The organism is Castellaniella sp. UC4447_H14, from assembly GCF_052978285.1.
Map to the genome: position 1 here is coordinate 589,506 of NZ_CM129666.1, position 23,296 is coordinate 612,801.

The following is a 23,296-nucleotide window of genomic DNA, read 5'->3' on the forward strand; positions in this document are numbered from 1 at the left end:
GTCAGCCGGGCAGTGCCGGTGCGGGCTGTGCGCTGCGCAGCCTGAGGATTCGTTCGAAGTGGCGCGGATCGTGGGGTTTCAGCGTCTGCGCCGGGCGAGGCACGTGGAAGTCGTACAGGCGTGAAATCCAGAAGCGCAGTGCCGCGGCGCGCAACATGGCGGGCCAAGCGCCGCGCTCTTCATCCGTGAAGGGCCGCACGTCGTGATAGGCCCGGAGCCACGCATCCAGCCGCTTGTGGACGAAAGCGCCCGAGTTGCGCTGGATGCACCAATCGTTGACGCTGACGGCGACGTCGAACAGCCAGGCATCCCACCCTGCGAAGTAAAAATCGATGAAGCCGCCCATGTGGGGCGACTCGAAAGTGCCATCGAAAAGTACATTGTCCCTGAACAGATCGCAGTGCGACGGCCCCGATGGCAGTGCGGACGCCGGCCGGCCGGCCGCAAGGCTGGTCTGTTCCTCCAGACTCTGGCGCAGCAGTGCGGCCTGCCCGTCATCCAGAAAGGGATAGAGCGAGGGCGCGGTGGCTTGCCACCACGCCAGGCCGCGCAAATTATCCTGGTGAATCGTAAAGTCTCGGGCCGCCAGGTGAGCCTGCGCCAGGGTGCGGCCGGCGAGCGCACAGTGCGCGGGGCTCGGCTCGGGTTCATAGCCGCCCGACAGGCGCGTGACGATGGCGGCCGGCTTGCCGTTGAGCGCAGTGAGGCGCGTGCCGTCCTTCAGTGTCTGAGGCTGCGGCACAGGGACGCCGCGCAAGGCCAGGTGGTGCATCAGCTCGATGTAGAACGGCAGTTGATCGGCGTTCAGCACTTCGAACAGCGTGAGCACGTAGTGACCTCGATTCGTGTCCAGGAAGTAATTGGTATTTTCGATCCCGGCCGTGATGCCTCTCAGCGTGATGAGTTCGCCCAAGTCGTAGCGTTGCAGCAAGGTACGGGCGTTGTCGTCCGAGACGGAGGTGAAGACGGCCATGGGAGCGTCGAACGGCCCGGCGGGCCGGGCAAAAGTGGGTCAGCAGTGAATTTTAGACTAAATGGCTGGCGTGCCGGACCGCCCCCGCCCGGGACGCTCCCAGTCCTTCGTCTGCGGTTCGTTAAAATGGCGTTTCGCTACGGAATTCCATCATGTCTCAGTCTTCGTCCTGGCGGTTGTGCGTGGCGCCCATGATCGACGTCACGGACCGTCACTGCCGCTATTTTCACCGCCTGCTGGCGCCTTCCGCACGTCTTTACACCGAGATGATCACTACCGGAGCGCTACTGCGTGGCGACCCCGCGCGCCATCTGGATTTTGACGCGGCCGAGCATCCTGTGGCGCTGCAACTCGGCGGCAGCGACCGCCAGGCGCTGGCCGAGTGCGCCCGCATGGGCCGGCGCTGGGGCTACGACGAGATCAATCTGAACTGCGGCTGTCCGTCCGACCGGGTCCAGAAAGGTGCCTTCGGTGCCTGTCTGATGGCCGAGCCCCGGCTGGTGGCAGACTGTGTCCGGGCCATGCAAGATGCCGTGGACGTGCCGGTGACCGTCAAACACCGACTCGGGCTGGGTGATGATCAGTCCTATGATTTCGTCCGGGATTTTGTGGGCGCTATCTACGAAACGGGCTGCCGCGTCTTTATCGCGCATGCGCGCAATGCCGTGCTTAACGGTCTCTCGCCGAGGGAGAACCGTCAGATTCCGCCGCTGCGCTACGCCGATGTGCAGAACCTGAAGCGGGATTTTCCGGAGGCGACGATTGTCCTGAATGGCGGACTGATCGACCCCGCCGAATGTCGTCACTGGATGCAGGCGCTGGATGGCGTCATGCTGGGCCGCGCCGCCTGGCATCACCCCGAGATACTGGCCGAACTGGACCAGGCGCCGGTTCCGGCCGACGCTGCCCGAACCGATGAGGATGTGCTGGAGGCATTTCTGGCATATGCCCGTCAACAGCATGCAGCCGGTGTTCCTCTGCATGTCCTGGTCCACGGCATTCTCGGGTGGCGCGCCGGACGCCCTGGTGCGCGGCATTGGCGGCGCCTGCTGTCCGATCCCCGGCTGCTGAAGGTTCGGGGCCCGGAAATTTTGCGGGAAGCGTGGGCTGCGGCGCTGCCGGCGTGAACGCACCGGCGGGAATGGATCTCCGCCGGTGGTCTGCTCAGTTCTTTCGGGCAGGCTCCGACATATCCGACGGCCAGTCGCGGATATAGGCCTTGAGCATGTCGTTTTCGAACTGCTGGGCCTCGACGATGGCGCGTGCCATGTCGTAGAACGAGATCACACCCATCAGTGTCGGACCGTCCATGACGGGGATGTAGCGCGCATGCTTGTCCAGCATCAGCCGCTGTACTTCATCGGCGTCCGTGTTCGGTGTCACGCTGACCGGGGCATCGTCCATGATGCTGCGCACGGTGTAGTCACCCGATTGGCCGTTATGGGCATCCAGATGATTCATGATCTCTCGGAAGGTCAGCATGCCGACGAGCTGTCCGTGTTCCATGATCACCAGCGAACCGATGTCGAGCTGGCTCATGGATGCGATGGCGTCGCGCACCATCATGTCGGGGGTTCCGGTATAGAGCGTGTGCCCCTTCACCCGCAGGATTTCATTGACTTTCAGCATCGTGAGCCCCTTTGACGCGACCATGCGCCCAGTTTTGCCTATTGTGCATCATCCTCCGGCAGCACGGAAGCGTCGGCCTCGAAAAGCGCCTGCAGCGTCGGAGGTGCGCCGTTCAGTGTGTCGGCGAGTGCCTGGGCCACGGCCGGAGTCAGCCCCGGCTGCGTGCGATCGAAGAGCAGTCTGCCGACCAGCGCGCCTATGTCTGTCGTGTAGGGGTCGCACGCCAGCACCCAGTGCTCATCCTGGGGCGTTGGCACGACATAGCCCATATCGGAGAGCGCCGCGAGAATGTCGCGCAGCAAGTCTGAGTGCACGCGCAGGTGTCGGGCCAGAAAGTTCAGGCTGCGGCCGGGCGGCTGGCAGCTTCTTGCGTGCCCCAGAAGCTGCAGAATTCGCAATGCATCGGTGATTTGTTCGCCGGCGCGCCGTTGACGAATCGAGCGGTGCAGTCTGATCGCCGGCAGCAGCGAGGCAACGGTAGCGCCCATGAGCACGACCAACCAGGAGAAATAGATCCAGAGCAGAAAGATCGGGAGGGTCGCAAAGGCGCCGTAGATGACCGTATATGACGGAAAGCGGGTGAGATACCAGGTGAACCCGGCCTTCATGATCGTAAGGACCACCGCGGTGCCCAGGCCACCCATGAGCGCGTCGCGCCACCCCACGCGACAGTTGGGCACGAACATGAAGAGTCCAGTGAAGCCGAACACCGATACGGTGAAGGGCACGAGCCTCAACAACAGGCCCAGCCCTTCGGACAGGCTGCCGATGTAGCCCAGCGATTCCCGTGCGAGGATGGACGTGGCCCAGAGACTGGCGCCCACGAGGATGGGCCCGAGCGTAATAATGGCCCAGTACACCAGCAGCCGCTGACGCAGTGGCCGCTGGCGGACTACGTTCCAGATGTCGTTGAAGGCCGCGTCTATGGTCATGATCAGGAGGACCGAGGTGACGACCAGGAATGCGGTGCCCACCGCCGTCAGCCCGGAAGCCTGGGCCGCGAACTGGTTCAGGTAACGCATGATCGTGTCGGACACCGAGGGCGGCAGCAGGCTTTCGCTGAGGAAAGTCTCCAGCGCCCCATGGAACTGCCCGAACAGGGGAAAGGCCGTGAACAGCGCAAGCACCACGGCCAGCAGAGGCACGATGGCGAGTACCGTGGTGAAGGTCAGGCTGGAGGCGACCTGCGGGAGCTTGCGGCGGGCGGCGAAGTCCAGTGCGAAGCGCAGGACGTCCAGCACTCGGGCGCGCCGGACGGCGGCAGCGGACTGTACGGAAGAAGCAGGGCTTTGTCGCATCGCTGTTTCCGATCAGGGTTTCAGGTCATAATATCAGCATGGAAGCAAAACTCAGCCGCGGCTGGCGGACGCTGGCGGCGGGCAGCCTGATGGGGCTCATTGTCCTGTGCGTAGGATGGGAACTCTGGTGGGCCCCTCTACGTCCCGGCGGGACGCTGCTGGCACTGAAGGCGGTACCGCTGGTGTTTGCGGTGCGTGGCGTGCTCAAGGGCAGCTTGTACACCCTGCAGTGGACGGCGATGCTCAGCCTGCTGTATCTGATGGAAGGTGTCGTACGGGCTTGGTCGGATATCTCGGCCGTGTCGGCCGCACTGGCAGGCTTGGAAGTCGTCCTGTCCCTGGGGCTCTACGTGGGCGCGGTGCTGTATGTGCGGCCCGCCAAACGGGCGGCGCGGCATGGTTGACCTGTTTCAAGGTGCGCGGATCGGCTGCGGGTTCGCCACTCTCCCTTCCGATTTTTATTCCCGCGTGAGGCCCCGTGCGCTCACCGCTCCGCGCCTGTTGCACGCAAACCTTGACGTGGCCGCACTGCTGGGTCTGGACGAGGCGGATTGCGAAAGGTCCGCTTTTCTTTCCCTGTGTTCGGGCGCCGGAGAGCTGGCGCCGGACGCGGGTGCGCTGGCGACGGTCTACAGCGGTCATCAGTTTGGCGTCTGGGCCGGCCAATTGGGCGACGGGCGCGCGCACCTGCTGGGCGATGTGTCCAATGCAAGCGGCACATGGGAGATCCAGCTCAAGGGCTCAGGGCGTACGCCTTATTCGCGCATGGGCGACGGCTGGGCGGTGCTGCGCTCCAGCATTCGAGAGTATCTGGCCAGCGAAGCCATGGCGGGGCTGGGCATCCCGACGACCCGGGCACTCGCGCTGGTGGCGTCGGACGATCGGGTTATCCGCGAAACCCCCGAAACGGCGGCGATCGTCACCCGGGTGGCACCGTCGTTCATCCGCTTCGGGCATTTCGAGCACTGGGCCGGGTCTCACCACGAGCAACAAGCGCTGCTGGACTATGTGGTCGAACACTTTTACCCGAGCTGCTGGGTCGGAGCGGCTGGCGCGCGGGATATTCCGGGCACGGCCCTGGCGCTCCTGACGGAAGTGGTGCGGCGTACGGCCCGATTGATGGCACAGTGGCAACTGGTGGGTTTCTGCCACGGCGTGATGAACACGGACAATATGTCCATCCTGGGGCTGACGCTGGATTATGGCCCGTACGGTTTCATGGACCGGTTTTCGGCCGGCCATGTCTGCAACCATAGCGACACCTATGGGCGCTATGCCTGGAATGCGCAGCCCGGCGTGGCGCGCTGGAATCTATACCGGCTGGCCGAAAGCCTGCACGTCCTGGGGTGTGACATTCCGTCGCTGGAATCGTGCCTGCAACCTTTCGAATCTGAGTTCCTCAAGGCCTATCACGAGGGTTTGATGCAAAAATTCGGTCTTTCGGCCTGGCGGGCGGAGGACTCGACCCTGGCGAATGACTGGTGGGCTCTGCTGGAGACCCAGCATGCGGACTTTACGCTGGCCTTCCGATATCTGGCGTCTGCATTTCAGGACGCGGGTCCCTGGCTGGATCTGTTCCAGGACCCCGCCGCGGCGCAGGTCTGGCTGGATCGGTACGAGGCCCGGCTGGCCGGTGATGCAGGGGACGCGGGCGCCCGTCGGCGCGCCATGGATGCCGTCAATCCGCTCTACGTGTTGCGCAATCACCTGGCTCAGGAAGTGATCATGGCGGCCCAGCAAGGCGATGTGTTGCCTCTGGACCGCTTGTTCGGGATACTCCAGGCGCCGTACGAGCCCCATCACGATGGCGAGCCCTTTGCCCTGCCGCCGCAAGCTGACACGCCCGTGGTCGCGGTCAGTTGTTCTTCCTGAAAGTGTCATAATGCAGGGGTTATTCGTACTCCCCACCGCATATCGACCATGGCTGGCAATTCCCTGGGTACCTTGTTTCGCGTGACCAATTTCGGCGAATCTCACGGGCCGGCCATTGGCGCTGTGGTGGACGGCTGCCCGCCGGGACTGGCGCTGGCGGAATCGGATATACAGATCCAATTGGACCGCCGCCGCCCTGGCACCTCGCGCCACGTCACCCAGCGCCGCGAGCCGGACATAGTCGAGATCCTGTCGGGCGTGTTCGAAGGACAGACCACTGGCACGCCGATCAGCCTGGTGATCCGCAATACTGATGCGCGCAGCAAGGACTATCGCAATATCGCCGAGACCTTCCGGCCCGGCCATGCCGACTACACCTACTGGAAGAAGTACGGCATCCGCGATCCTCGAGGAGGCGGCCGATCCTCGGCGCGGCTGACCGCTCCCACAGTCGCGGCTGGCGCCATCGCGCGCAAATGGCTGCAGCAGGAACACGGGGTCGTCATTCGCGGCTACATGAGCCAGCTTGGGCCCATCCGGATTCCCTTCGAGTCGTGGGATTCCGTCGAGCAGAATCCATTCTACGCACCCAATGCCGGCATCGTGCCGGAACTGGAGGCTTTCATGGATCAGCTTCGCCATGACGGGGATTCCATCGGAGCCCGTATCGAGGTGGTCGCCGAAGGCGTGCCCGCCGGCTGGGGCGAGCCTATCTACGACCGGCTGGATGCCGACATCGCCCATGCGATGATGGGCCTGAATGCGGTCAAGGGGGTGTCCATCGGGTCGGGATTCGATTGCATTGCCATGCGGGGATCGGAACATGGCGATGAGCTCAGCCCGGACGGTTTCCTGGGCAATCACGCCGGTGGCGTCCTGGGGGGTATTTCCTCCGGCCAGCCGCTGAACGTCTCGCTGGCCATCAAACCCACCTCCAGCATCCGGATTGAGCGCCATTCCGTGAACAAGGCCAACGAGCCCGTCCTGGTACAGACGCTGGGGCGGCATGATCCCTGTGTCGCCATCCGCGCCACGCCCATTGCCGAGGCGCTCCTCGCCATTGTGCTCATGGATCACGCACTGCGCCATCGAGGCCAGTGCGGAACGGGATCGCTGCCAGCGCCCGGCGGGCTGTGACGCTGCCGGTCTTCCTCCCAGTTACCCGTAATACTAGGATGTCGGCTTGACTTGTCCAGCGCGGCCAGGCTGTCATAATAGTTTTGGCCGCCGGGCCGGCCGTTGCCGATGACAGCCTTGTGGACTGAGACAGGCGCAACTTCCTTTGCCGGCGCGATTGTTTTTTCGAGGTCACGACCATGCCCCAAACACTGTATGACAAGCTCTGGGATGCCCATGTGGTTCACCAGGGATCCGACGGTACCTGTCTCCTGTACATTGATCGCCATCTGGTGCACGAAGTGACCAGTCCGCAAGCTTTCGAGGGTCTGCAGCTGGCCGGCCGCAAGCCTTGGCGCATTGCGGCCAACCTGGCGGTATCGGATCACAATGTCCCCACCACCGACCGGGCGCAAGGGATCCAGGATCCGGTCTCGCGGCTGCAGGTGGATACGCTGGACCAGAACTGCGAAACCTGGGGTATCACGCAGTTCCGCATGAACGACCCGCGTCAGGGCATCGTGCATATCATCGGACCCGAGCAGGGTGCCACGCTGCCGGGCATGACCGTGGTGTGCGGCGACTCGCACACCAGTACGCACGGCGCGATGGGAGCGCTGGCCTTCGGCATCGGGACATCCGAAGTCGAGCACGTCCTGGCCACCCAGACGCTGCTCATGAAAAAAAGCCGAAACATGCTGGTGCGCGTGGAAGGCCAGCTCCCGTTCGGCTGCACGGCCAAGGACCTGATCCTGTATGTGATCGGCCAGATCGGTACGGCGGGCGGCACGGGCCACGCCATCGAATTCGGCGGCAGTGCGGTCCGTGCGCTGTCCATGGAAGGCCGCATGACGATTTGCAATATGGCCATCGAGGCCGGTGCGCGTTCGGGCATGGTGGCGGTGGACCAGACCACCATCGATTACTTCAACGGGCGTCCCTACGCTCCTGAGGGAGCGCAATGGGATCAGGCCGTTGCCTACTGGGGCACGCTTCACTCGGACGAGGGCGCCCATTTCGACCGCGTGGTGGAGATCGATGCCGCCCGCATCGAGCCTCAAGTGAGCTGGGGGACGTCGCCGGAGATGGTCACGACGATAAACGGCCGGGTTCCGGATCCCGAGGCTGAGGCCGACGCTGTTCGACGCAAGGGCATGGAGCGCGCGCTGCAGTACATGGATCTCAAGCCTGGCACTCCCATGGCGGCAATTCCCGTGGACAAAGTGTTCATTGGTTCGTGCACCAATGCCAGAATTGAAGATCTTCGAGCTGCCGCAGCTGTGGCAAGAGGACACAAGGTCGCGGCCAGCGTGAAGCTGGCCATGGTGGTGCCGGGATCCGGGCTGGTGAAGTCACAGGCAGAAAAAGAAGGCCTGGACCAGATATTCGTGGCGGCGGGTTTCGAATGGCGCGAGCCGGGTTGTTCCATGTGTCTGGCCATGAATGCCGACCGGCTGGAACCGGGCGAACGCTGTGCTTCCACGTCGAATCGAAATTTCGAAGGGCGCCAAGGACAAGGCGGGCGCACGCATCTGGTGAGTCCGGCCATGGCGGCCGCCGCCGCCGTTGCGGGCCATTTCGTCGACGTGCGCACTTTTTAATAGGATTCCATCATGCAAGCCTTTACGACGCATCGGGGCCTGGTGGCGCCTCTGGATCGGGAAAACGTCGACACCGATCTCATCATTCCCAAGCAGTTCCTGAAATCCATCAGACGGTCAGGGTTCGGGCCCAACCTGTTCGACGAGCTGCGTTACCTGGACCACGGCGAGCCTGGAATGGACAACAGCCAGCGCCCGCTGAACCCGGATTTCGTACTGAATCGCCCGCGCTACCGGGGTGCTTCCATCCTGCTCGGACGCAAGAACTTCGGCTGCGGTTCGAGCCGGGAGCACGCGCCCTGGGCGTTGCAGCAATACGGGTTTCGCGCCCTGATTGCGCCGTCCTACGCGGACATTTTCTTCAACAACAGCTTCAAGAACGGATTGTTGCCCATCGTGCTGCCGAGCGACGTGGTGGACAGCCTGTTTTCGGCCGTGGAACGCAGCTCTGGCTATGAGCTGACAGTGGATCTCGCCGACCAGCGCGTGACAGCCCCGGACGGCCAGTCCTGGACTTTCGAGGTGGACGGCTACCGGAAGGAATCGCTGCTCAAGGGCCTGGACGAGATCGGCCAGACGCTGCTCCACGCGGATCAGATCCGTGCCTTCGAGGCCCAGCGCCTCGCGAACCAGCCCTGGCTGGACAAAGCGGTTCCGGCAGCCCGCTGAGCGGGCTTTCATTCGCGGAAATCTTCATGACTTCTCGTATTGCAGTATTGCCGGGCGATGGAATCGGCCCGGAGATTGTGGCCCAGGCCGTGCGCGTCTTGCGGGCCCTGGATCTGGACCTGGAATTTGCCGAAGCGCCCGTGGGTGGCGCGGCCTATGCGGCACTGGGACACCCTTTGCCTCAGAGCACTCTGGATCTGGCGCTGAAGTCCGATGCCGTGCTGTTTGGCGCCGTGGGCGACTGGAAATATGACCATCTGGAGCGGAGCTTGCGCCCGGAGCAGGCGGTGCTCGGCCTGCGCAAGGCTCTGGGGCTTTTTGCCAATCTGCGCCCCGCCATCCTGTACCCTGAACTGGCCAATGCGTCGTCGCTCAAGGCCGATATCGTGGCGGGCCTCGACATTCTGATTGTGCGCGAGCTGACGGGGGACATCTATTTTGGTCAGCCGCGCGGTGTGCGGACCGTCTCTGACGGGCCGTTCGCCGGCGAGCGGCAGGGTTACGACACCATGCATTATGCAGAGTCGGAAATCCGTCGCATTGCGCACGTAGCCTTTCGGGCCGCGGCAGCACGCAGCGGCAAGCTTTGCAGCGTCGATAAGGCCAATGTACTGGAGACGTCCCAGTTCTGGCGCGACATCATGGAAGACGTGGCACGCGACTACCCACAGGTGTCCCTGTCGCACATGTACGTGGATAATGCTGCCATGCAGCTCGTGCGCGCCCCCAAAGCGTTCGATGTCGTTGTGACCGGAAACTTGTTCGGCGACATTCTGTCCGACGAAGCGGCCATGCTCACCGGCTCGATCGGCATGTTGCCTTCCGCGTCGCTGAATGCGAGCAAACAGGGGTTGTATGAACCCAGTCATGGCTCGGCCCCCGACATCGCCGGGCAAGACATTGCCAATCCTCTGGCGACCATCCTGTCGGCGGCCATGATGTTGCGGTATTCGCTCGATCAGCCGGCTGCGGCTGATCGCGTGGAAGCGGCCGTTCAGGCCGTCCTGTCCCGCGGTTTGCGTACAAGCGACATTCATGAGGCCGGAACCACGCGGGTTTCGACCTCCGGGATGGGCGATGCCGTGTTACAGGCATTAGAATAAGCAATTCCAGTTCATTTCTTTTGGTTTTGGTGGGACTTATGGCTCAAGCAGTCGGTCTGGTGGGTTGGCGCGGGATGGTCGGTTCAGTGCTCATGCAGCGCATGCGTGACGAAGGCGATTTCGCCTTTTTCGAGCCGGTCTTCTTCTCGACCAGCAATGCGGGCGGCGCGGCGCCGGACTGGGCGACGGGCGCGGCTGCACTCCAGGATGCCTACGACGTGGCGGCGCTTAAAAAGCTGCCCATCATCGTCACGACCCAGGGCGGCGACTACACGACGCAGGTCTACCCGAAACTGCGCGCCGCGGGGTGGACGGGGCTGTGGATCGATGCGGCCAGCACCTTGCGCATGAAGGACGATGCCATCATTGTGCTGGACCCCGTCAACCGCCCGGTCATTGACCGCGCAATGCAGCGCGGGGTCCGGGACTACATCGGCGGCAACTGCACCGTAAGCTGCATGCTCATGGGTCTGGCGGGCTTGTTCAAGGCCGATATGGTGGAATGGATGACCTCCATGACCTACCAGGCCGCCTCGGGTGGCGGGGCGCGGCATATGCGCGAACTGCTGACCCAATTCGGCATTCTGAATTCGGCGGTCCACGACCTCCTGAAGGACCCGGCGTCGGCCATTCTGGACATCGACCGGGGCGTCCTCAAGGCGCAGCAGGATGCTTCGCTGCCACAGGATAATTTCGGCGTACCGCTGGGTGGTAGCCTGATTCCCTGGATAGACAAGGATCTTCAGGACGGCATGTCGCGCGAAGAGTGGAAGGGCAGCGCCGAGACCAACAAGATACTGGGGCGGGGGCCGGGCTTCGAGACCTCCGCCATCCCGGTAGATGGTTTGTGCGTGCGCGTGGGCGCCATGCGCTGTCACAGCCAGGCGCTGACCATCAAGCTGCGGCGGGACATTCCCCTGGAGGACGTCCATGCGGCGATCCGGTCGGGAACCGAGTGGGCGCGGCTCATCCCCAACGACAAAGAATCGACGGTGCGCGACCTGACGCCGGTGGCCGTCACCGGCACGCTGGATATTCCCGTGGGGCGCCTGCGCAAGATGTCCATGGGTCCCGAATACCTGAGCGCGTTCACGGTGGGTGATCAGTTGCTGTGGGGGGCGGCAGAGCCGATCCGCCGCATGCTGCGCATTGCATTGGGCGAATTGTAATGGTGATTCCATACCGTCCGGATCTGCGTTCAGGCCATTTGCTGCGCCGCTGTGGTGCGGCATTGACGGTGTGGGGAGTGTTGGCCCTGGCGCCTTCACAGGCGGCCACATTCGGGCATGCGCGGCTGGCTTCGGCGGCGGGACAACCCTTGGTCGTCGTGGTGCCGGTGACCGGCCTGACGGCGGCGGATGTGCAGGCGCTGTCGGCCCGTCCGGCCCCCGCTTCGGCGTGGGTCCAGGCCGGGCTCACGCCGCCGGTTGCATTGGACAGCCTCACGGTTTCCGTGGCGCCAGGCGCCGGCGCGAAAACAGACCGGGAGTTGCATATCCAGTCCTCCCAGCCTTTTTCCGGCCCGCTCGCGGACATCCTATTGGATGTCAGGACGGCCACCGGGTCGGAGCGCTATCAGGTTTCACTCATCGGTCCGGGGCCGGCACGCGGGCTGGCGGCGGGCCAGCGCCAGGCGCGGCCCTCTGCGACATCGGGAAGGGCGCGTCCCGCTCTGGGAGCGGCTCGGGCACCGACCAGCGTGCGCCGCGTGCCGGTCGGCTCGATCCGCGTGCGTCGCGGTGACACCATGTTCGCCATCGGGCGGCGCCACGCCGTGAACGGCGTCTCCATCTACCAGCTCATGCTGGCCTTGCAGCGGGCCAATTCCCAGGCGTTCATACACCAGAACATCAATCTCGTGCGGGCCGGCGCCTCGCTCGCCGTTCCCGACGTTGCCGACATGCTGTCGATTTCGGATGCCGAGGCCCGTCGCCAGTTCGTGGCCCAGACCGCGGCGTTCAATCGTCTGCGGGAGCAGCACGCGAGTCGGGTGCCGGCGGCGCAGACTGGCGGCTCATCGGCGGGGGCGGTATCCCCATCCGCAGGGGCTGAGGCGCCTGTCACGAAACCCGCCCAAGGTGACCTTGTGCGTTTGTCGGACGGCAAGAACGACCAGGCCGACGCGCGAACAGCGCAGGGCCATGCGCTGGCTGATGCCGAATCCCGGGTGGGCCAGTTGCAGGACAATGTCCAAAACCTGAATCAGGCCCTACAGACGCAGGGCGAGGCTGCGCGCAAAGCCGTCGCCAGCGGTGCCAACGCAATTGGCGATTCCATCGAAAAAATTGCGGGTGCCATCAGCCAGGCCAGTCATGAGGCAGCGGCGCAGGCCAACGATCGCAGCGATCAACCGGCGACCGCCGCAGCCGCGGCAACCGGACCGGCCGTTGCCGCGGGGTCGGCGGCACCTCGCCCGGCCAATGGCGCGGCGGGTGGCGCGACTGCGGCCGGTTCCCGGGCATCCGCTGTCCGCAGTTCCGGGCCGGGAGCGTCTGCGCGCGGCTCCGCTGCACCGGCGACGTCTTCCTCGGGATCCGCTCCCATGACGTCCTCTGCTTTGGGAACTCCTGCCGTGGGAACTTCTACACAGCGAGCCTCTGCTCAGGACTCCGCTAAACGGAGCTCTACTGCGCCGGGGTTCGCACAAGGGACAACCGCTTCAACGCCGCCGTCTTCCGCCGGCGCCTCCGCTTCGGACGCGCGCCGGGCGGTGTCGCCGGAAAGCACTACGAGCTCTGCTGCTGGGCCGGCATCGTCGGCGGCTGCCGGTCCCTCGGCTGCCAAGGGCGGACTGTTCGGGGCCACGGACGCCCCTGCGGACGAGGCCAAGGCGCACGCCAACGCCGAGGCAACGGAACTGCATGCCAGCGAACAGACCCGGCATCGCGTGAACTGGTTGCAGGACCATCTGCTGGGCGTGATGACGGGGTTGCTCGCTCTGATCGTCTTTATCATCGCGTGGCTGTTGCGGCGCGCCAATACCGCGCGGGATGAAACGGACGCCGATCCCCGCGTGACCGAGGCCATGGTGCAGGAAAAGCTTCGGGATATTGATCTGGAACTGCCCCCTGCCCAACGGGGCTCGCCCGCCGCCGCGCCCGAGGCTTGACTGGTGTGACGGTCCGGAACGGGATCTGAGGCTGTGCGGATCGCACTCGGGCTTTGCTATGACGGCTGCTGCTGGCACGGCTGGCAGACGCAGCCCTCGCGGCTGACCGTTCAGGACAGGCTGGAGGAGGCGCTTGCGCGGTTCGTGGCGGCGCCCGTCGCCACCATCTGCGCGGGCCGCACGGATACCGGCGTGCACGCCTTGCAGCAGGTGGTCCATTTGGATACCGAAGCGCGGCGGCGGGACGAATCCTGGGTGCGAGGGCTGAACGCGCATTTGCCGCAGAGTATCGCAGTGCAATGGGCCTGTCCGGTGTCGTCGGACTTCCATGCGCGATTCGACGCCCGCGCCCGCACCTATTTCTATGTGCTGCGTTGCGCGCCGGTGCGCTCGCCAATCCTGGGCGGGCGGGTGGGGTGGATCCATGACCGCCTGGACCTGTCCGCCATGCGCGATGCAGCGGGTTGCCTCCAGGGCGAGCATGACTTCAGTGCCTTTCGCGCTGCCGAATGCCAGGCGGCAAGCCCTGTACGGACGCTGGAGGCGCTCGCGATCCAGGCATGGGGCGATTTTCTGGTATTCGAGTTTCGCGCCAATGCCTTTCTCCACCACATGGTGAGGAACCTGATGGGAACGCTCGTCATGATCGGTCGCGGACGACGCTCCCCCGACTGGGCGGCCGAGCTGCTGCGCTGCAAGGATCGGCGCCTGGCTGCGCCCACATTCATGCCGGACGGATTGTATTTGGCCCATGTGGCCTATCCGGCCGCACCGCAATTGCCATTGCTGACCGCTCGCGCTGCGATGCAGCATCATCTCGGATGGATGCTGCGGCATGACCGGTCGTGAGGCGAGCCGCGCGGAATGGGGCGCCCTGCGCAGCGGCTTTGGCCGATCGGGCCGATCCGGCTTCAGATAGAATGAGGCAAACTCTGTGGTAACGGACGGGCGGCGTTCGGACAGGACCCCCGGCATCGGCGACTTTCGGGCGGGATGGCGTCTACGGGCGGGACAGTTTTGGCGGCGACGCGGGGCAGACTTTCAATGAATCATTATCGTACACGTATCAAGGTTTGCGGCCTGACCCGGCCCCAGGATGTGGACGCGGCCGTAGCGGCGGGAGCAGATGCGGTCGGGCTGGTGTTTTATCCGGCGAGCCGACGTTGCCTCGCGCTCGATCAGGCGCGGCTGCTGCGTCTTCGCGTGCCAGCGTTCGTGACGGTCACGGCGCTGTTCGTCAATCCGCATCCGGATGACGTCCAACGCGTGCTGGATCAGATCGGCCCCGATCTGCTGCAGTTCCATGGTGAGGAGTCAGCGGAACTCTGTGATGGCTTCGGGCGGCGTTATCTCAAGGCATTTCGGGTGGGCGCCCCAGGACAGGACTCGGCGCCTGCACTTGCAGCGCGTTGCCGAGCCTACCCCGGGGCGGCGGGGTGGCTGTTCGACAGCTACAGCGCGGGCTTCGGGGGCAGCGGCCTGCGCTTCGACCTTGGACTGCTTGCGGACGTCCCGCGCGGCGCCGGCTTCCCGTCCAGCGTACTCTCGGGAGGGCTGACGGCCGCCAGCGTAGGCGGCGCCATCGAAGCGTGGCAGCCCTCTGCCGTGGATGTCAGCAGCGGTGTCGAGTCCGCTCCGGGGATCAAGGATGCGGCGCGCATATTGGAATTCGTGCGGGCGGTGAGGACGGCCGATACCGGGCAGGCGCGTTCAGTGCCTTGAACCGCTCTTCAGACCCGCACCATAGTGGCTGATTGTTGTCCTGAATTGCCGTTTTTTGACATTTTATTTTTTGTCGACGGCAATCACGGAAGCTGACGCTAAAATGATTGCGCTGCGGGGATCCCCCGAGCAAGCACCATCGATCGTAGACTGAACGCCTCATGACCACTGTGCAGACCCACCGGGCGGCACGTGTGGCGTGCGGTGCGTTGGCATTCCCCACCAAGGAGCTTCTTCATGATTCTGCATTCCGCGCTTCGCAGCCTGGTCGGCACCGTTGCCGTCGTGGGCGCGCTGGCTGCCGTTCCGGCACAGGCCCAATCCGTCGCTGTGACTTCGATCGTCGAGCATCCCGCTCTGGATGCCGTCAAAGACGGCGTGCATGAAGCACTGGCTACAGCCGGCTATACCGAGGCCAAAGGCCTGAAGTGGCAGTTTCAGACGGCGCAGGGGAACAACGCGATCGCGGCACAGATTGCCCGCAAGTTCGTGGGTGACAAACCTGACGTGATCGTGGCCATCGCCACACCCACGTCGCAGGCGGTGGTGGCGGCGACCAAGACCATTCCGGTGGTGTTCTCCGCCGTGACGGATCCGGTGGCCGCACAGCTTGTGCCCGGTACCGGCCCGTCGGGCATCAATGTGACCGGCGTTTCGGATGCGTTGCCGCTCCAGAAGCAGATCGACCTGATCCGCAAGGTCGTTCCCAACGCCAAGAAGATCGGCATGGTCTACAACCCCGGGGAAGCCAATTCCGTGGTGGTGGTCAAACAATTGCGCGAGCTTCTTCCAAAGGCCGGGCTGACGCTGGTCGAAGCCACCGCTCCGCGCACCGTTGACGTGGGGGCTGCTGCGCGCAGCCTCGTCGGCAAGGTCGATGCCATCTACACCAATACCGACAACAACGTTGTGTCGGCCTATGAGGCGCTGGTCAAAGTGGGCGAGGCGGCCAAGATTCCGCTGATCGCGGCTGACACCGACAGCGTGAAGCGTGGGGCGATCGCGGCGTTGGGTGTCAACTACCACGACCTCGGGGTGCAGACTGGCCAACTCGTGGTGAAGATTCTGAAGGGTGCCAAGCCGGGCGACCTGCCCTGGGAAACCAGTTCCAAGCTGGAACTCTACGTCAATCCCGGGGCGGCCGCACGGCAAGGTGTCACACTGCCGGATTCGCTCATCAAGTCCGCGACCAAGGTCGTCAAGTAACCGACCCGTCGCCGCATGTCTGTTTATTCCTTGTGGGGCTCCCTCGAGATCGGCCTGATCTTCGGCCTGGTCGCCTTGGGAGTCCTGATCTCCTTTCGTGTCCTCAATTTTCCCGATCTGACGGTCGACGGCAGCTTTCCGCTGGGCGGAGCGGCCGCGGCGATCCTGATCCACCACGGCTACGATCCGTTCGTGGCCACCGGGATCGGTACGCTGGCAGCGGGCTTCGCCGGCGTGATCACCGGGTGGCTCAACGTACGGCTGAAGATCATGGATCTGCTGGCCAGCATCCTGATGATGATCGCCCTGTATTCCATCAATCTTCGAGTGATGGATGCTCCCAATGTGCCGCTGATCACGGAATCCACCGTGTTCACCGTCCTGCAGCCCGCAGGCTTGCACGACTACGTTGCGCGGCCGCTTATCCTGCTGGTGCTGGTCGTGGTGGTGAAGCTGGCCCTGGACTGGTTTTTTGCCACCCAGGTGGGCCTGGCCATGCGTTCAACCGGATCGAACCCTCGCATGGCGCGTTCGCAGGGCATTCGTACCGGCAATATGGTGTTGCTTGGCATGGGTATTTCGAACGCGCTATGTGGCCTGGCCGGGGCGCTTTTCGCGCAGTCGCAGGGTGGTGCCGACATCTCCATGGGGATCGGAACGATCGTGATCGGCCTGGCAGCCGTCATCATCGGGGAATCCATTCTGCCCAGCCGCCGGCTGGCCATCACTACGCTGGCCGTGGTGATCGGTGCCGTGTTGTATCGGTTCTTTGTCGCGCTGGCGCTGAACGCGGATTTCGTGGGCCTGAAGGCTCAGGACTTGAACCTGGTCACCGCGGTGCTGGTGACCGTGGCGCTGGTGATTCCGCTGATCAAACAGCGCCTGCGCAGAAAAAGGGTTGAGTGATGTTGAGCGCGCAAAATCTGGAATTGACTTTCAATCCCGGCACCCCGATCGAGACGCAGGCCTTGCGCGGGATGTCGCTGGACATCCCGGCCGGCCAGTTCGTCACGGTCATTGGCTCGAACGGAGCCGGGAAGTCCACCTTCCTCAATGCCATCTCGGGCGAACAGACGGTCGATGCCGGATCCATCCTGATCGATGGCGAAGACGTTACGCGCCAGCCGGTCTGGGACCGGGCCCACAAGGTCGCCCGGGTGTTCCAGGACCCCATGGCCGGCACCTGCGAGAATCTGACCATTGAAGAAAACATGTCGCTCGCGCTGGGGCGAGGGCAATTCCGCAGCTTGCGCCTCGCGGTTCGCGAGGAGATGCGGGTGCTGTTTCGCGAGCGCCTGGCGATGCTGGGGCTGGGACTGGAGCGCCGGCTCACCGATCGCATCGGTTTGCTGTCCGGCGGGCAACGCCAGGCCGTCAGCTTGCTCATGGCCTCTCTTCGCCCATCGCGCATTCTGCTGCTGGACGAGCACACGGCGGCGCTGGACCCCCGCACCGCGAAATTCGTGCTGGACCTCACCGAACGTATTGTGGCCGAGCACGGGTTGACCACGATGATGGTGACCCACAGCATGCGTCAGGCCCTGGATGTGGGCGACCGTACGGTCATGCTCCACCAGGGGCGCGTGGTGCTGGATGTATCGGGCGATGTACGACGCGGCCTGGATGTTCCGGATTTGCTGACCATGTTCGAGCGAGTTCGCGGCGAGGAGTTGGCGGATGATTCATTGCTGCTGAGCTGATTTTTGGGGCGTTCGCCGCCTCCGCATTCGCGCGAGCTCTCGCCTTGTTCCAATTGCCACTGCAAGGCCTGTAAACCGTTTTGACAAAAAGCGTCCATTTCGTCAAAATGGCCGGATGTCGCAAAAACTGACCGCTGAGGCCATCGCGGCGCGGCGCACCCACATCCTGGATGCGGCGCGGTGGTGCTTCCTGAACTTCGGATTTTCCCGCACCTCGCTGGAAGAAGTGGCCCGTCGTGCGGCACTCTCCAGGACGTCTCTCTATCAGGTGTGTCGTGACAAGGAAGACCTTTTCATCCAGGTTTTCGACGACTGGCTGCTGACCCGGCTGCCGGCGGCGTGGGCCGCGGCGGCTGGCCCCGGGCCAGCTCGCGCCCGCCTGCAGTCCATTTGCCAGATCATGCTGCTGGATCTCTGGTCGGAAATGGAGGTCGCCCCCATGGCGGGCGAATTCCACGACGTCTGCGAGCGCCTAGGGCCGCAGGTCGCTCAGCGCCATCGGGAAGGAATGCGCGAGTGCGTGGCGCAGGTTCTGGGAGATCCCGAACTTTCCCTGGTGTTTCTGCTGGCGCTCGAGGGGCTGCTGTCCGACCGTCCGCCGCTCGAAATACTGTCCCTACGGGTCGCGGTTCTGGTGAGCCGTTTCACGGGGCCAACCGCATGAAAAGGATTGCGATCCTCTCAGCGGCCGGCTGGTTTTTCACTTTATACTCAAGCTTTGCCTGCGCCTTCAGGCATGCTCCGGTCGGGCCGCGGCGGGCCGCGCTGTCGTGCTGCATCGACGTCAACTCAAAATCCAAAAACTCAGGAGCTTTTCGTATGGCTTTTCGTACCCCGACCGCCGCTGGCGCGTTGCGGCCTCTGGTGCTGGCCTCGGTACTCGTGTTGGCGGCCTGTGGCCAGAAGCCACAGCAGAACCCTGGCGATATGAAGATCCCGGTCAGCGTCGTCCAGATTCAACCGCAACCGACTGTTGTCAATACCGAGCTGCCCGGGCGTGTCCAGGCCATCGAGGACGCCGAGGTCCGCGCGCGCGTCAACGGCATCGTGCAATCCATCGATTTCCAGCAGGGCAGCGAAGTCAAAAAGGGCCAGCTCCTGTTCACCATCGATCCGGCCCCATATCGGGCCGCTCGGGACCAGGCGGAAGCCCAACTGAAGAACGCACAGGCCGCGGACTATACGGCCCAGCTCCAGGCAAAGCGCTTTGCCGCTCTGGTGAAACAGCATGCCGTCGCGCAGCAGGATTATGACAACGCCGTGGCGCAGTCTCGCCAAACGGCCGCCAACGTGGCCGCAGCCAAGGCTGCACTGGAAACGGCGGGTATCAATCTGGACTATACCCGCGTCACGTCGCCCATCGACGGGCGCATCGGCAAGTCGCTCGTGACGGTGGGAGCCCTGGTGAGCGCCACATCAGCTACCGCTCTGGCGACGGTGCAACGCCTGAATGAGGTCTATGTGGATATCACCCAGCCGGTCGCGCAGCTGTCGACTTTGAGGCGGCAGCTCGCCGAAGGGGTCCTCAAGCCGGACGCGCAGGGCAATACGCAAGCCGAGGTCCTGCTTGACGACGGCGACACCTATCGCCACCCGGGCAAGCTGCTGTTTTCCGGGGTGTCGGTGGATCCCGGCACTGGACAGGTCAATCTGCGCGCATTGTTTCCCAACCCGGAACAGATCCTGCTCCCCGGGCTCTATGTTCACGTGCGGCTGATCCAAGGAGTGGATCAGAAGGCGCTGGTGGTGCCGGAACAAGCCATCCAGCGCACGGCCGATGGCCGCAGCACCATCGTCAAGGTGACTGACGGCAAGGCGAACTTCACACCGATCGAAGTGGGTCCCCGCTCAGGGCAGGGGTATATCGTGTATCAGGGCCTGAAGGCGGGCGATCAGGTCGTGGTAGAGGGCTTCCAGAAGATTCGTCCGGGCGCACCCGTGCAGCCCATGCCCTGGAAACCTGCTGGCGCGGCGGGCCCAGGCGGTGCCGCCCCGTCCGTCCCGGCATCCGGAGCAAAACAGGCTGGGGACAAGGCCTCCGGCAAGAGCGCCCCCCAGGGTCAGTCGCATTGAGCGGCCTGACCCACTGATCATCCTCCGGTTTCCTCGCGAGCATTCATGCCACAGTTCTTCATCGACCGACCGATTTTCGCCTGGGTGATTGCGTTGGCCATTGCGTTGGCCGGCATCCTGGCGATTCCCAACATGCCGGTGTCGCAGTACCCCGAGGTCGCGCCGCCCACGGTCAATATCCGGGCTGTTTATCCCGGCGCATCTGCGTCGGAGGTCGCCACCAGCGTTTCCAGCATCATCGAGAACCAGCTCAATGGCGCCAAAGGCCTGCTGTATTACGAGTCCGTCAGCGATTCCAACGGGCAGGCGCAACTCACGGTGACGTTCGAGCCCGGCACCGATCCGGACCTGGCCCAGGTGGACGTGCAGAACCGCCTGGCCAACGTGACGGCCCGGCTGCCGGCCCCCGTCGTGCAGCAGGGTATCCAGGTCAGTCAATCGAACTCCAACTTCCTGATGGTGGTCACGGTCTCGTCCAAGGACGGTTCCATGGATCAGACCGCGCTGGCCGACTACATCACGCGCAACATCCAGAATCCCATGTCCCGCGTGAAAGGTGTGGGAACCTTCCAGTTGTTTGCCGCCCCCCGCGCGATGCGAGTGTGGCTGGATCCGCAAAAGCTGGTGGGCTACAACCTGAGCGCCGCCGACGTCAACAATGCGATCGCGGCGCAGAACATGGTGGTGTCGGGCGGCCAGCTCGGTTCACCGCCCAATCCCGATTCCCAGCGCACCACGGCGCCGCTGATCGTCAATGGACAGCTCAAGACCCCCGAGGAATTCGGCGCCATCATCCTGCGCGCCAATCCGGACGGTTCCACGGTACGGATCCGTGACGTGGCCCGTGTGGAGCTGGGGTCGGACAACTATCAGTTCGGTGCTCGTCTGAACGGCAAACCCACGGCCGCTTTTGCATTGTCGCTCACGCCGACCGCCAATGCGCTGGAGACGGCGCGTCTGGCCAAGGCGAAGATGAAGGAACTCTCGCAGTTCTTCCCGGAGAACATCACCTACGCGATTCCTTACGACACGTCTCCCTATGTGGAACTGTCGATCGATCAGGTCGTGGAGACGCTGTTCGAGGCCATCTTCCTGGTATTCGTGGTGATGTTCGTCTTCCTGCAGAACATCCGCTATACCCTGATCCCGGCGCTGGTGGTCCCGGTGGCCATTCTGGGCGCCTTTGCGGTGATGTTGGGGCTGGGATTCTCCATCAATGTGCTCACCATGTTCGCCATGGTCCTCGCCATTGGGATTTTGGTGGACGACGCCATCGTGGTGGTCGAGAACGTCGAGCGCATCATGGCGGAAGAGGGGCTGCCGCCCAAGGAAGCCACCAAAAAGGCCATGCCGCAGATCACTGGCGCCATCATCGGCATTACGCTGGTGCTGACCACTGTGTTCCTGCCGCTGGCCTTCATGTCGGGGTCGGTGGGGGTGATCTATCGCCAGTTCTCGGTGGCCATGGCGGTGTCCATCCTGTTCTCGGCTTTCCTGGCGCTGAGCTTCACGCCCGCGCTGTGCGCGACTCTGCTCAAGCCCGTTCCCAAGGGCCACCACGAATCCAGGGGAGGCTTTTTCGGCTGGTTCAACCGGGGCTTCAATCGCACCACCCACGGCTATACGCACTGGGTGAGCCGCAGCCTGAAGCGCACGCTGCGCCTGATGCTGCTGTTCGTGGTGCTGGTGGCGGCGCTGGGCTGGATGTACGCCCGCCTGCCCACCTCGTTCCTGCCTGAGGAAGACCAGGGCTACGTGATCGCCAATATCGAATTGCCTTCGGGCTCCAGTTCGAACCGGACCGTGGATGTCATCAAAAAGGTCGAGCACTATTTCATGAGCCTGCCCCAGGTGGCCAACGTCATCGCCGTCCAGGGCTTCAGCTTCAACGGCAATGGCCTGAATGCGGCCATTGCCTTCGTTCCGCTCAAGGACTTTTCCCAGCGCAAGGGGCCGGGCGATTCGGCGCAGGCGATTTCGGGCACGGCCATGGGGAAGCTTCTGTTCGGGTTGCCGGATTCCATGGTGATCTCCATCACGCCGCCGGCCATTTCATCGTTGGGCAATGCGTCCGGCTTCGACATGCGGCTGGAAGACCGCAGCGGCGTCGGGCATGAGGCGCTGGAGGCGGCCGCGCAGCAACTTCTCGGCCTGGCGGCCCATAGCCCCGTCCTGGCGCAGACCCGCATTATCGGGCTTGGACCCGGACCGGAGCTGCAGGTGCGGATCGATCGCGCGAAGGCGGCTGCGCTCGGTGTGGATTTCTCCGAGGCCGCGAACCTTATTTCGACCGCCATCGGTTCGTCCTATGTGGGCAAGTTCACGAACCAGGGCTGGGTGCAGAATGTCTGGGTGCAGGCCGATGAAAACGACCGCATGAATCCGGACGATATTCTGCGCCTGAACGCGCGCAACGCGAGCGGCGCGATGGTGCCCCTGTCCTCGTTCGTGACCCTGACATGGACCCGTGGTCCGGTTCAGGTGGTGCGGTACAACGGTTACGAGTCCGTGCGCATCGGTGGATCGGCGGCGCACGGCTATTCCACGGGCCAGGCCATGGCCGAGATGGAAAAGCTGGTGGCGCAACTGCCGCCGGGCCTGGGCTATGAATGGACGGGGCTGTCCTACCAGGAGGTCCAGGCCGGAAACCAGACCGCCATCCTGTTGGGGCTGTCGGTGCTGGTGGTCTTCATGGTACTGGCCGCCCTGTATGAAAGCTGGGCGATTCCTCTGTCGGTCATGCTGGCGGTGCCCTTGGGCATGCTGGGTGCCGTGCTGCTTAGCAGCATCATGGGCAAGGACAACGACGTGTACTTCCAGGTCGGCATGGTGACGGTGATCGGGCTGGCCGCCAAGAACGCCATCCTGATCGTGGAATTCGCCAAGGACCTGTACGCTAGCGGAGCCGGGCTCATGGAGGCCTCCATCGAGGCGGCTCGCCTGCGGTTCCGGCCCATTCTGATGACGTCTTTCGCCTTCATCCTGGGCGTGGTCCCCTTGGTGATCGCCTCGGGCGCCGGCGCGGCCAGCCAGAATGCCGTCGGGCTGGGAGTGATGGGCGGGATGCTCGCTGCGACACCGCTGGCCGTCATTTTCGTGCCGACTTTCTTCGTGGTGATCCTGAGGCTCTTCCGGACCAAGCCCAAGCTGCTCGGACATCAGGCGCCGCACATTCCATCTGCGGAAGTCACTCGTGAAGGAGAGCAGCCGTGAGGATCCGCATAC

At 63.9% G+C, this 23,296-nt stretch carries 20 protein-coding genes; 17 read left to right on the forward strand and 3 right to left on the reverse strand.

The window, feature by feature from the left end; all coding sequences use genetic code 11:
- Position 1 precedes the first annotated feature (1 nt).
- Positions 2-973 carry a homoserine kinase gene (locus tag ACVCMJ_RS02950; protein WP_447079968.1) on the reverse strand — a complete coding sequence of 324 codons (972 nt, stop codon included), beginning with the start codon at positions 971-973 and terminating at the stop codon, positions 2-4.
- Between the two features lie 152 nt (positions 974-1,125).
- Between ACVCMJ_RS02950 and dusA the strand changes: the two genes are divergently transcribed.
- Positions 1,126-2,100, forward strand: coding sequence for a tRNA dihydrouridine(20/20a) synthase DusA (gene dusA, locus ACVCMJ_RS02955; protein WP_447079969.1), 975 nt, complete (start codon positions 1,126-1,128; stop codon positions 2,098-2,100).
- Positions 2,101-2,137: 37 nt separating this feature from the next.
- Here the strand turns inward: dusA and ACVCMJ_RS02960 are convergent, their stop codons facing one another.
- Both ACVCMJ_RS02960 and ACVCMJ_RS02965 read right to left on the reverse strand, forming a co-directional pair.
- Positions 2,138-2,602 carry a CBS domain-containing protein gene (locus ACVCMJ_RS02960; protein ID WP_447079970.1) on the reverse strand — a complete coding sequence of 155 codons (465 nt, stop codon included), beginning with the start codon at positions 2,600-2,602 and terminating at the stop codon, positions 2,138-2,140.
- Positions 2,603-2,640: 38 nt separating this feature from the next.
- A complete protein-coding gene (locus tag ACVCMJ_RS02965; protein WP_447079971.1) occupies positions 2,641-3,900 on the reverse strand; it encodes a YihY family inner membrane protein in 1,260 nt (419 codons plus the stop codon).
- Positions 3,901-3,938: 38 nt separating this feature from the next.
- Between ACVCMJ_RS02965 and ACVCMJ_RS02970 the strand changes: the two genes are divergently transcribed.
- From ACVCMJ_RS02970 to ACVCMJ_RS03045, 16 genes are all read left to right on the forward strand, one after another.
- The gene (locus ACVCMJ_RS02970; RefSeq protein ID WP_447079972.1) at positions 3,939-4,304 is read left to right on the forward strand and encodes a DUF2069 domain-containing protein; all 366 of its coding nucleotides are present in this window, start codon (positions 3,939-3,941) and stop codon (positions 4,302-4,304) included.
- Positions 4,297-5,772: a protein adenylyltransferase SelO gene (locus tag ACVCMJ_RS02975; RefSeq protein WP_447079973.1), complete on the forward strand. Its 1,476-nt coding sequence runs from the start codon at positions 4,297-4,299 to the stop codon at positions 5,770-5,772. The genes ACVCMJ_RS02970 and ACVCMJ_RS02975 overlap by 8 nt, the downstream gene beginning before the upstream one ends.
- Before the next feature lie 48 nt (positions 5,773-5,820).
- Positions 5,821-6,909: a chorismate synthase gene (gene aroC / locus ACVCMJ_RS02980; RefSeq protein WP_447079974.1), complete on the forward strand. Its 1,089-nt coding sequence runs from the start codon at positions 5,821-5,823 to the stop codon at positions 6,907-6,909.
- 179 nt (positions 6,910-7,088) lie between these two features.
- The gene (gene leuC, locus ACVCMJ_RS02985; protein ID WP_447079975.1) at positions 7,089-8,489 is read left to right on the forward strand and encodes a 3-isopropylmalate dehydratase large subunit; all 1,401 of its coding nucleotides are present in this window, start codon (positions 7,089-7,091) and stop codon (positions 8,487-8,489) included.
- Between the two features lie 12 nt (positions 8,490-8,501).
- Complete coding sequence (gene leuD / locus ACVCMJ_RS02990) at positions 8,502-9,158, forward strand: 3-isopropylmalate dehydratase small subunit (protein WP_447079976.1); 657 nt, start codon at positions 8,502-8,504, stop codon at positions 9,156-9,158.
- A gap of 26 nt (positions 9,159-9,184) precedes the next feature.
- On the forward strand, positions 9,185-10,261 hold the full coding sequence (gene leuB / locus ACVCMJ_RS02995; protein ID WP_447079977.1) for a 3-isopropylmalate dehydrogenase: 1,077 nt from the start codon (positions 9,185-9,187) through the stop codon (positions 10,259-10,261).
- A 38-nt stretch (positions 10,262-10,299) separates the two neighbouring features.
- A complete protein-coding gene (gene asd, locus ACVCMJ_RS03000; protein ID WP_447079978.1) occupies positions 10,300-11,430 on the forward strand; it encodes an aspartate-semialdehyde dehydrogenase in 1,131 nt (376 codons plus the stop codon).
- Positions 11,430-13,370: a type IV pilus assembly protein FimV gene (locus ACVCMJ_RS03005; RefSeq protein ID WP_447079979.1), complete on the forward strand. Its 1,941-nt coding sequence runs from the start codon at positions 11,430-11,432 to the stop codon at positions 13,368-13,370. The genes asd and ACVCMJ_RS03005 overlap by 1 nt, the downstream gene beginning before the upstream one ends.
- 33 nt (positions 13,371-13,403) lie before the next feature.
- Positions 13,404-14,219, forward strand: a complete 816-nt coding sequence (truA, locus tag ACVCMJ_RS03010) for a tRNA pseudouridine(38-40) synthase TruA (protein ID WP_447079980.1) — start codon at positions 13,404-13,406, stop codon at positions 14,217-14,219.
- Positions 14,220-14,414: 195 nt separating this feature from the next.
- Positions 14,415-15,092, forward strand: a complete 678-nt coding sequence (locus tag ACVCMJ_RS03015; RefSeq protein ID WP_447079981.1) for a phosphoribosylanthranilate isomerase — start codon at positions 14,415-14,417, stop codon at positions 15,090-15,092.
- Between the two features lie 237 nt (positions 15,093-15,329).
- Positions 15,330-16,298 (forward strand): ABC transporter substrate-binding protein, encoded by a 969-nt coding sequence (locus tag ACVCMJ_RS03020; RefSeq protein ID WP_447079982.1) that lies wholly within the window; start codon positions 15,330-15,332, stop codon positions 16,296-16,298.
- Between the two features lie 15 nt (positions 16,299-16,313).
- Entirely contained in the window at positions 16,314-17,204 is an 891-nt protein-coding gene (locus tag ACVCMJ_RS03025) for an ABC transporter permease (protein WP_447079983.1), read from the forward strand.
- Entirely contained in the window at positions 17,204-17,998 is a 795-nt protein-coding gene (locus tag ACVCMJ_RS03030) for an ABC transporter ATP-binding protein (protein WP_447079984.1), read from the forward strand. The genes ACVCMJ_RS03025 and ACVCMJ_RS03030 overlap by 1 nt, the downstream gene beginning before the upstream one ends.
- 115 nt (positions 17,999-18,113) lie before the next feature.
- On the forward strand, positions 18,114-18,662 hold the full coding sequence (locus ACVCMJ_RS03035) for a TetR/AcrR family transcriptional regulator (protein ID WP_447079985.1): 549 nt from the start codon (positions 18,114-18,116) through the stop codon (positions 18,660-18,662).
- Between the two features lie 155 nt (positions 18,663-18,817).
- Entirely contained in the window at positions 18,818-20,071 is a 1,254-nt protein-coding gene (locus ACVCMJ_RS03040; protein WP_447079986.1) for an efflux RND transporter periplasmic adaptor subunit, read from the forward strand.
- Positions 20,072-20,116: 45 nt separating this feature from the next.
- Positions 20,117-23,284 (forward strand): multidrug efflux RND transporter permease subunit, encoded by a 3,168-nt coding sequence (locus tag ACVCMJ_RS03045; protein ID WP_447079987.1) that lies wholly within the window; start codon positions 20,117-20,119, stop codon positions 23,282-23,284.
- The last annotated feature ends 12 nt before the right edge of the window (positions 23,285-23,296 follow it).